This window comes from Streptomyces sp. NPDC056347 (assembly GCF_042262625.1).
Classification (GTDB): domain Bacteria; phylum Actinomycetota; class Actinomycetes; order Streptomycetales; family Streptomycetaceae; genus Streptomyces.
This window is the reverse complement of record NZ_JBHJQP010000251.1, coordinates 1-8,587: the sequence shown is the minus strand read 5'-3', so window position 1 is coordinate 8,587 and position 8,587 is coordinate 1. Positions and strand designations below refer to the sequence as shown.

Sequence of the window (8,587 nt, the reverse complement as noted above, 5' to 3'; positions counted from 1 at the left end):
GGGCGGTCCACGTGTGTACGTGAACCGCCCAGTGCGTTGTCTGTGCGCCGCCAGGGACTCGAACCCCGGACCCGCTGATTAAGAGTCAGCTGCTCTAACCAACTGAGCTAGCGGCGCTTGCTGACTTGAAAATCATACCTGGTCCGAAGGGGTGTCGATGCCACTAGGGCGAAAGGGGTCATTTCAGTACCAATGGAGGCTCTGCCCTGGTCAGCGCGTCAGGGGTGGCGGCGGCGACGAGGCCGGCGCGGGAGCGGGGGCACCGGCACCGCGGTCACTCGTCCGGTTCGCGGACCGGGGCGTAGCCGCGCCGCTTGTCCACCACGTTCGGCAGCGGGCGCCCGGCCGCCCAGAGCTCGAACATCGTCACGAACTGCTCGCTCAGCCGGTCCTGCCGGCCCACCGTGTCCCCGCCCATGTGCGGGGACACGATCAGATCCGGTACGTCCCACAGCGGACTCTCCGGCCCCAGCGGCTCCCGCTCGAACGCGTCCAGCGCCGCGCCCGCGATCCACCGCCTGTGCAGCGCCCCGGCCAGGTCCTCCTCGACGACCAGCGGGCCGCGCCCCACGTTCACGAAGCGGGCCGAGGGCTGCATCAGTCCGAAGAACCGGGCGTCGAACATGCCGCGGGTCGCGTCGGTGAGCGGGGCGGCGCAGATCACCCAGTCGGCCAGCGAGGCCAGCCGGTCCAGGTCCCCGATGCCGTGCACGGTGCGCCGCGCGGTGCGCCCCACCAGGGCCACCTTGAGGCCCAGGCCCATCAGCAGCCGGGTGATCTCCCGTCCGACCGGGCCCGCGCCGACGACGACCGCGCGGCTGCCCGCGAGCCGGGCGGTCTCGCGGTGGCGCCACTGCCGCCGCCGCTGGAGGTCCAGGGTGCCCGGGAGGTCCTTGGCGAACGCCAGCAGCAGCCCGGTCACGTACTCGGCGACCGGCCGCTCGAAGATGCCCCGGGCGTTGGTCAGCACGGTGTCGCAGGCCGCCAGCTCCGGGCAGATCAGCCGGTCCACCCCCACGCTCGCCGTGTGCACCCAGGCCGGGCGCGGCCCGTCGCCGGGCCAGGCGTCCCGTACCGCGTCGGAGGCGGAGTCCCACACCAGCAGCACGTCGGCGGCCGGGAGCAGGGCGGGGAGCCCGGCCCCGTCCGTGTGCCGGATGCGGGCTTGGCCGGTCAGCCGGCCCAGGCGCGGCGAGGGGGAGGTGTCCAGGACGAGCACGGTGGGCTCCGGCATGAGAGTCGCTCGCTCCGCTGCGTCCGGGGGTGCGGACCGACCACGCTCGCAGCCGGACCGCCGTCCGTCAACGGGGCGTCGTGGGATTCGCAGCGTATGGGGGAATACTTGGATGGAACGGGCATTTCCGGTGCGGGGTCACGGACGGCTCGGTGCGGGGGCCCGGACGGCACAGGAAGGGGCGGACACGTGGACATGACGACCGTCGGAATCCTCTACCCGGGCGGCTTCGCCCGGGACGACTATCCGCGGATGGAGATCCTGCTCGACGCCGTCCGGCTGGTGGTGCACCGCACCGAGGTGGCGGACGACGCCTACGGGGTCGAGGCGCTGCTCCGGACCGGTGAGCCCGGCCGGCTGGCCGCGGGGGCGGCGGACCTCCAGCGCGCCGGTGTCGAGTGCGTCGTGTGGGCGAGCGCCGCGGGCAGCTTCCTGTACGGGTGGGAGGGCGCCCATGAGCAGACCGGGGCCCTGGCCCGCGCGGTCGGCGTCTCCGCCTCCAGCACCTCCTTCGGCTTCGTCCACGCGGTACGGGAACTGGGTGCCGGCCGGGTCGCCGTCGCCTCCACCTACTCCGAGCAGGTCACCGGCCTGTTCGCCGGGTTCCTGCGCGCCGCGGGCGTCGAGGTGGCCGCGACCTCGGCCGCCGGGCTCGGCTCGGCCGCCGAGGCCGCCGCCTGGGACCTGGACCGGGTGAAGGAACTGGCCGCCGCGGCGGACCGGCCGGAGGCGGACGCGGTGCTGCTGCCCGACACGGCACTGCACACCGCCGGGCACGAGGCGGAGCTGGAGGAGCTGCTGGGCAAGCCGGTCCTCACCGGCAACCAGGTCACCGTCCGGGAGGGCCTGCGCCTGGCCGGCCGCCGTTCCTGGTCCCCGAGGCTGGGCAGGCTCTTCGCGCGCCGGGAGGCACCGCCCGCCCCGGTGGCCGTATGGGGCGAGGGGCGGGCCCGCGCCCACAGCGGGCGCGGCAGGGGCGGGGGCGCCCACGGCAGCGACGTACGGGAATAGGGCGCACGGAGAAAAGGCGTACAGGGGCGAGGTGTGCGGGAATAAACGGAGACAACCTCCTGTTAGGCCCCTCCGGAAGCGGACGTACCACCGGAGAGGCCAGGAAGTGGACGAGATTCGAGGCGACGGGAACCGGGGCGACGGGACTCGGGGCGACGCGCCCCGCGACGACGGGCACCACGGCACGGGCATCCGGGGCCGGGCCGCGGGAACCGCCCCCGTGCCGCTCTCCGTACTGGACCTGATGACCGTCGGCAAGGGCCGCACCGCCACCCAGGCGCTCCGCACCGGCGTGGAGCTGGCCCGGCTCGCCGAGCGCCGCGGGTTCCACCGCTACTGGGTCGCCGAGCACCACTCCATGCCCGGCGTCGCGTCCTCCTCCCCGGCCGTGATCCTGGCCCACCTCGCCGCGCACACCGAGCGCATCAGGCTCGGCTCCGGCGGCGTGATGCTGCCCAACCACGCCCCGCTCGTCATCGCCGAGCAGTTCGGCACCCTGGAGGCCATGGCCCCCGGCCGCGTCGACCTCGGCCTCGGCCGGGCCCCCGGCACCGACGGCGCCACGGCCGCCGCCCTGCGCCGCAGCGACCGGCTCAACGAGGGCGCGGACGATTTCCCGCAGCAGCTCGCCGAGCTGACCCGGTTCCTGGACGACGACTTCCCCGACGGCCACCCGTACGCGCGCATCCACGCGGTTCCCGGCCCGGTCCAGGCCACGACCGACGGTGGCGTCCAGTCCTCGGGCCGGCCGCCGGTCTGGCTGCTCGGCTCCTCCGGCTTCAGCGCCCGGCTGGCCGGGACGCTGGGCCTGCCCTTCGCCTTCGCCCACCACTTCTCGGCCCAGAACACGATCCCGGCGCTCGACCTTTACCGGGACTCCTTCCGGCCCTCCGCGGTGCTCGACGCCCCGTACGCCCTGATCGGCGTCGCCGCCCTGGCCGCCGACGACGAGCGCGAGGCCCGCCGGCAGGTGCTCTCCGGCGCCCTGTCCATGGTCCGGCTGCGCACCGGCCGCCCCGGACTGGTCCCCACGCCCGAGGAGGCCGAGGCGTACGACTACAGCCCGATGGAGCGGGAGTTCGTCGACAGCTGGCTCACCAACATCGTCCACGGCACCGCCGACCAGGTCCGCACCGGCCTGAACGACCTGGCCGCGAGGACCGGCGCCGACGAGCTGATGATCACCGCCAACGCGCACGGCGGCGAGGCCCGGCTGCGCAGCTACGAACTGATCGCGGACGCCTACGGGCTCCCCACGGCCTGACGCCTCCCGGAACGCGCCGCTCAGCCCCGTAACGGACCCGTGCCGATCAGCTCGGCGATCCGTTCCGGGGCCACCGCGCGCGAGTACAGCCAGCCCTGCCCAGTGTCGCAGCCGATCCGGCGCAGCCGCTCCGCCTGCCCGGCCGTCTCCACGCACTCCGCGGTGACGGTCAGGCCCAGCCGGTGGGCCAGCTGCACCATCGCCTCGACGATCGTCTCGTCGGCCGGGCTCGGGTGCGTGCCGTCGTCGTAACGGAAACCGCGGACGAAGGACCCGTCCAGCTTCAGCACCGATACCGGCAGCCGGCTCAGATAGGCCAGGTTGGAGTAGCCGGTGCCGAAGTCGTCGATGGCGATCCGCACCCCCATGTCGCTGAGCGACTGGAGCGCCTGGATCGGGCGGCCCGCCGAGCCCATCACCGCGGACTCGGTCAGCTCCAGCTGGAGCAGCGAGGGGTCGAGCCCGGTCTCGGCGAGGATCTCCGCCACGTCGGTGACCAGGTCGGAGTCCCAGACCTGGCGCACGGCCACGTTGACGCTGATGAACAGCGGCGGATCGGCGGGGTGTTCCAGCTGCCAGCGCCGGGCCTGGCGGCAGGCGGACCGGAGCACCCAGCGGCCGAGCTGGACGATCGAGCCGTCCTCCTCGGCGATCGCGACGAACCGATTCGGCGAGAGCATCCCGAACTGCGGGTGGTTCCAGCGGACCAGCGCCTCCACCCCGCGCACCACCCCGTCGGCCATGCCGACCAGCGGCTGGTACTCGATGGTGAACTCGCCGCGCTCCACGGCCGGGCGCAGCGTGGAGGCGAGCGTCTGGCGGGTCATCCGGTGGGCGTTGCGCTCCGGGTCGAAGACCGTCCAGCGGGACTTCCCGTCCGCCTTCGCCCAGTACAGCGTGGTGTCGGCGGCCTGCATCAGACCGGTGGCCGACGTGCCGGCCACCGGCCGTTCCACGACCCCGATCGAGGCGGAGACCGAGATCCGCTGTCCGGCCAGGTCGAAGGGGCGCTGGAGGGCGGCCAGTACCGCCCGGGCCAGGTCGGTGAGCTGCTGCGTGCCGGCCGAGTCCTCGACCAGGATCGCGAACTCGTCGCCGCCGAGCCGCGCCACGAGACGGGCCCCGCCGCGGTGCGGGCCGACCCGGGCGGCGCACTCGGTGAGCCGGGCGGCGACGGCGGTCAGCAGCCGGTCGCCGGTCCGGTGGCCCATCGTGTCGTTGACGGCCTTGAATCCGTCCAGGTCCAAGTAGCAGAGCCCGACCCGCGGTTCACCGCGACCCTCGCCGCTGTGCCCCGCCCGCTCGCCCGCCGGGGCCTCCAGCGCGGCCGAGAGCCGTTCGAAGAACAGCGTCCGGTTGGGCAGCCGGGTCACCGGGTCGTGCATCTGGAGGTGGCGCAGCCGCTTCTGGAGCTCGCGCCGGTCGCTGACGTCCGACACGGAGAGCAGCAGCCGGCCCGGCCCCGCCGCCTCGCCCGAAGAGCCGTCGCCCGCGTGCCGCGCGCACCCCTCGCGCCCCTCCCGCGCCTGGCACTCGGGCATCGGCACGACGGTGACCTCGGCCCACAGCGCGCGCCCGTCGGTGCGCCTGAGCCGGTGCGTGCGCCGGAAGCGCGCCCGCCGCCCGTGCAGCACCTCGCGGTACGCGCGCCAGGCGCGGCCGTCCGCCGCGAGGTCGAGGAGGTCGGCGGCGGACTGACTGGCCAGCGCCGGCGCGGGCAGACCGAGGAGGTCGCCGAGTGCCTCGTTGGCGGTGACGACCAGCCCCTCGTGGTCGACGACGGCCATCGGGAGCGTGGCGGCCAGGAAGGCGGCCCGGTAGCCGCCCGGCTCGGAGCCCCCGGCCCCGGCGGACGGCCACGGAACGTGACGATCCCGGGCCGCCGGCCCCACGGAACACCGGGATGTGCCCGCCGCGGACCCGGACCCCTCGGAGGTTCCGCTCACCGTTCGCTCCTGCCGTGCAGTTCTGTCCTGAACAGGTGTGGCCGGACTGGCCCACCGCGCGGGACGCCTGGGTCGAAGGCGGAAACCGCGCGGGAAAGCCTGGTGAAGCATAGAGGTTGGTGTGTCGGCCGTTCCAGCGTCCGACCTTTGCACGCCCCGCGTACGCCCCGCACGCGCCCTTCACGCACGGTTCCGTATTGCCCGTAATCGATCACTTGCGAGCGTTCCTCTTCCCCCACGAAGCGCCGTTGATCGAATGTGACTGTCCGTGAAGGTCGGGGGCCCGGTCGGGGACGCGGCCGGCCCTGACTCGACTGGGGCATCCCAACGGGCCGAAAGACCGGGCCCGACCCAGGGTGGGTGGGGTGACCGCATTTCGTACCAGGAGGCACCGGAGGTAGTCGTGCCGCGTCCGCACGGATCCGGGGGAGTGGAGCGGCCCCGGCTGCGCGCGATGGGTGCCGCCGTGACCTCCCTCCTGGCACTCGCCGCCACCTCCCTCGTCGCCGGGCCCGCCGTGGCCGCCACCGCCGGAGCGGGCCCCTGTGCCCTGCCCCGTACCGAGGCGCACCACTCGCTCGGCGTCGACGGCTGGAACACCGCCTACCCCCGGCCCGATCACCCGCTCGACGCGGTGATGGTCTTCCTCTCCTTCCCGGACCACAGCCCCGTCATGACCCCCGCCCGGCTCGCCGCCGACCACTTCCCCGCCACCACCGACTTCTTCCGGCGCGCCTCGTACGGAAAGTTCACGCTGCGCGCGCACCCGATGCGGCAGTGGATCGAGATGCCCAAGGCGTCCGGCCAGTACGGAATACACCGGGACTGGGACGACGAACGGCGCAGCAGCTACCTGCGGGACGCCGTGGCCGCGGCCGATCCGCAGGTCGACTTCTCCCGGTACGACATCGTCTATCTGGTCGCCGACCCGGACGCCCCCGGTGTCGACTCCGACGCCACCAAGGTCGTCAACTTCGACCGGCCGCTGCGCGCCGACGGCACCGACATCCGCCGCGTCGTCACCGTCTTCGAACAGCACCCGCCGGACCACAACGTGCTGGCCCACGAGACCGGACACGTCTTCGATCTGCCGGACCTCTACCACCGGCCGTCGGACGGCAAGGGGGACTGGGACACCTATGTCGGCGACTGGGACGTGATGGGCAGCCAGTTCGGACTCGCGCCGGACCTCTTCGGCTGGCACAAGTGGAAGCTCGGCTGGCTGGACCGCCGCCAGGTGGCCTGCGTACAGAGCAACCGGGACCTCACCCTGGTGCCGATGGCCGCGACGCCCGGCCCCGGCGCCTCCATCGGCACCCGGCTCGCGGTGATCAGGACCGGCGAGAACACCGCGGTCGCCATCGAGGCCCGCGGCTCCACCGGCAACGACGCCGCCACCTGCACCGAGGGCGTCCTGCTCTACCGGGTGCGCAACGACGCCCCGTCCGGCGGCGGCCCCGTCCAGGTCATCGACACCCACCCCCGCACCGACGCCTGCTGGGACCGCTCGGTCTACGCACCGCTCGCGGACGCCCCGCTGCGCGTCGGCGAGACGTACAGCCTCCCCGAGGGGCATACGCGGATCGAGGTCGCCGACCGGACCGCGTCCGGTGCCTGGACGATCCACATCACCACCGGAAAACCATGAGGTGACGACGGACACCCGCACAACGAAGAAGCCCCCCGCTTCCGCGAGGGGCTTCTTCCGTCTGTGCGCCGCCAGGGACTCGAACCCCGGACCCGCTGATTAAGAGTCAGCTGCTCTAACCAACTGAGCTAGCGGCGCCTGCTGACGTCGTAGACATTAGCATCCGGATCGGCGGGAGGAAAAATCGAATCCCTGGCCGCCGACGGGGGCGCCGACCTGGCCACCCGGACACAGGCCCAGAGCAGTACGTCGGGACCCGGCAGCCACGGCGTACGGGTGTCCGGCGCGACCAGCCAGCGGGGCCCGGGGGTGGTGGAGGAGCAGGTCAGGGGCGGGACGGTCACCGCGTCCCCGGTGCCGTGGCAGAGCAGCGGCGGGACCCGGTCGTCGCCGTCCCCCGCGCCGGTGCAGCCGCCCCACTCCTCCCAGTCGAGCAGCGAGGGCAGCCGCTGGGCGGTGCCGGGGGAGGCGAACAGCAGCATCCGCCCCCGGTGCGTGGCGACCGGCCCCGAACCGGGCCCGTCGGACCACAGGTGCTCCAGCATCCGCCGCCCGAAGAGGGTCGGCACGTTCACCACGTCGAAGGCCGAACCGCACGGCAGCACCCCAGGCGAGGCGGGATGGGCCTCCCACTGGGCCAGCGTGCTGCGCGGATACGCGGTGGCACCGGCGAGCCAGGCGGCACCGGCCGCCGTGACCTGTGCCGTCTGGTCCGCCGCCCGGTCCGACGCCCTCTGCGCCGACCGGTCCCGCAGGCCGGTGAAGAACTCGGTGCGGTGGTGCGGGCGGTGGTGGGAGGTGTCGCCGGGGAGCAGGGGCGTGTGTTCCGGTAGCCATGCGGTCATGCCGACATGTCTACCGGGAGTGATCGAGCGCGTTCCGAGAGTTGCCGGAAACCGGGACAGGCCGGGGGAGCGGGGAGTATCTTGCGCTCGGGCATATGCCAGAGGTGTTACCCGGAGTCGGAACCGGCCGGGGTGCGGGGGGTCGCCGCACGCCTCCCGGGCTGCGGCGACGGTCAGGGAGTGGTGCCGTTCAGCAGGGTCCGGCCGAACTCGACCATCTTTTTGGCATAGTCCTCGGTCCACTGCGCGCGCTCCGCGATGTCCGCGGTCGTCAGCCGGTCGAACCGGCGCGGATCGGCCAGCTGGGCGGCCGCGATCGCCTGGAACTCGACCGCGCGGTCGGTCGCGGCGCGGAACGCCAGGGCCAGTTCGGTGGAGCGGGACAGCAGCTCCCGGGGATCGTCCATCGACTCCAGATCGAAGAAGTGCTCGGGATCGGCGGCCGCCTCCGACGGCTCGAAGAGCAGGGGCGCGGGGCGCAGCCGCTGCTGCCCGTTCCGCTCGGCTTGTGCCATGTGGTGGTGCCTCCTTGAATCATCGGTTCGTCCCGACGGCCACCCTCCATTGTCCAATGCCGCGCAAGTCCCCGGCCGTGATGCGCGCGCGGGCCGGGCGGAGCGCCCCCCCCGGGCCCCGGCC

The 8,587-nt window shown here is 73.5% G+C and carries 7 protein-coding genes and 2 tRNA genes; 3 read left to right on the top strand and 6 right to left on the bottom strand.

What is annotated here, in order from left to right; genetic code table 11:
- Positions 1–43: 43 nt before the first annotated feature.
- Positions 44–117 (bottom strand) — tRNA-Lys (locus ACFCV8_RS34125).
- Between the two features lie 157 nt (positions 118–274).
- Positions 275–1,234, bottom strand: coding sequence for a D-2-hydroxyacid dehydrogenase (locus ACFCV8_RS34120; RefSeq protein WP_376689389.1), 960 nt, complete (start codon positions 1,232–1,234; stop codon positions 275–277).
- A 195-nt stretch (positions 1,235–1,429) separates the two neighbouring features.
- Here ACFCV8_RS34120 and ACFCV8_RS34115 point away from each other — a divergent pair, with 195 nt between their 5' ends.
- Together ACFCV8_RS34115 and ACFCV8_RS34110 are read left to right on the top strand one after the other, a co-directional pair.
- On the top strand, positions 1,430–2,245 hold the full coding sequence (locus tag ACFCV8_RS34115; protein WP_376689391.1) for a decarboxylase: 816 nt from the start codon (positions 1,430–1,432) through the stop codon (positions 2,243–2,245).
- A gap of 106 nt (positions 2,246–2,351) precedes the next feature.
- Entirely contained in the window at positions 2,352–3,509 is a 1,158-nt protein-coding gene (locus tag ACFCV8_RS34110) for an LLM class flavin-dependent oxidoreductase (protein ID WP_376689388.1), read from the top strand.
- Positions 3,510–3,529: 20 nt separating this feature from the next.
- On the opposite strand, the gene ACFCV8_RS34105 is transcribed toward ACFCV8_RS34110, so the two are convergent.
- Positions 3,530–5,296, bottom strand: a complete 1,767-nt coding sequence (locus ACFCV8_RS34105) for an EAL domain-containing protein (protein WP_376689390.1) — start codon at positions 5,294–5,296, stop codon at positions 3,530–3,532.
- 589 nt (positions 5,297–5,885) lie between these two features.
- Here ACFCV8_RS34105 and ACFCV8_RS34100 point away from each other — a divergent pair.
- A complete protein-coding gene (locus ACFCV8_RS34100) occupies positions 5,886–7,103 on the top strand; it encodes a M6 family metalloprotease domain-containing protein (RefSeq protein ID WP_376689387.1) in 1,218 nt (405 codons plus the stop codon).
- Between the two features lie 64 nt (positions 7,104–7,167).
- On the opposite strand, the gene ACFCV8_RS34095 is transcribed toward ACFCV8_RS34100, so the two are convergent.
- From ACFCV8_RS34095 to ACFCV8_RS34085, 3 genes are all read right to left on the bottom strand, one after another.
- A tRNA-Lys gene (locus tag ACFCV8_RS34095) sits at positions 7,168–7,241 on the bottom strand.
- Entirely contained in the window at positions 7,232–7,948 is a 717-nt protein-coding gene (locus ACFCV8_RS34090; protein ID WP_376689386.1) for a bifunctional DNA primase/polymerase, read from the bottom strand. Before ACFCV8_RS34090 ends, ACFCV8_RS34095 begins: the two co-directional genes overlap by 10 nt.
- A 173-nt stretch (positions 7,949–8,121) precedes the next feature.
- Positions 8,122–8,463: a hypothetical protein gene (locus ACFCV8_RS34085; RefSeq protein ID WP_376689385.1), complete on the bottom strand. Its 342-nt coding sequence runs from the start codon at positions 8,461–8,463 to the stop codon at positions 8,122–8,124.
- Between the last annotated feature and the right edge of the window lie 124 nt (positions 8,464–8,587).

Excerpts from the sequence above, each read along its gene's own strand:
- ACFCV8_RS34120 (WP_376689389.1), bottom strand. The coding sequence starts at position 1,234 with ATGCCGGAGCCCACCGTGCTCGTCCTGGACACCTCCCCCTCGCCGCGC.
- ACFCV8_RS34115 (WP_376689391.1), top strand. The coding sequence starts at position 1,430 with ATGACGACCGTCGGAATCCTCTACCCGGGCGGCTTCGCCCGGGACGAC.
- ACFCV8_RS34105 (WP_376689390.1), bottom strand. The coding sequence starts at position 5,296 with ATGGCCGTCGTCGACCACGAGGGGCTGGTCGTCACCGCCAACGAGGCA.
- ACFCV8_RS34090 (WP_376689386.1), bottom strand. The coding sequence starts at position 7,948 with ATGACCGCATGGCTACCGGAACACACGCCCCTGCTCCCCGGCGACACC.
- ACFCV8_RS34085 (WP_376689385.1), bottom strand. The coding sequence starts at position 8,463 with ATGGCACAAGCCGAGCGGAACGGGCAGCAGCGGCTGCGCCCCGCGCCC.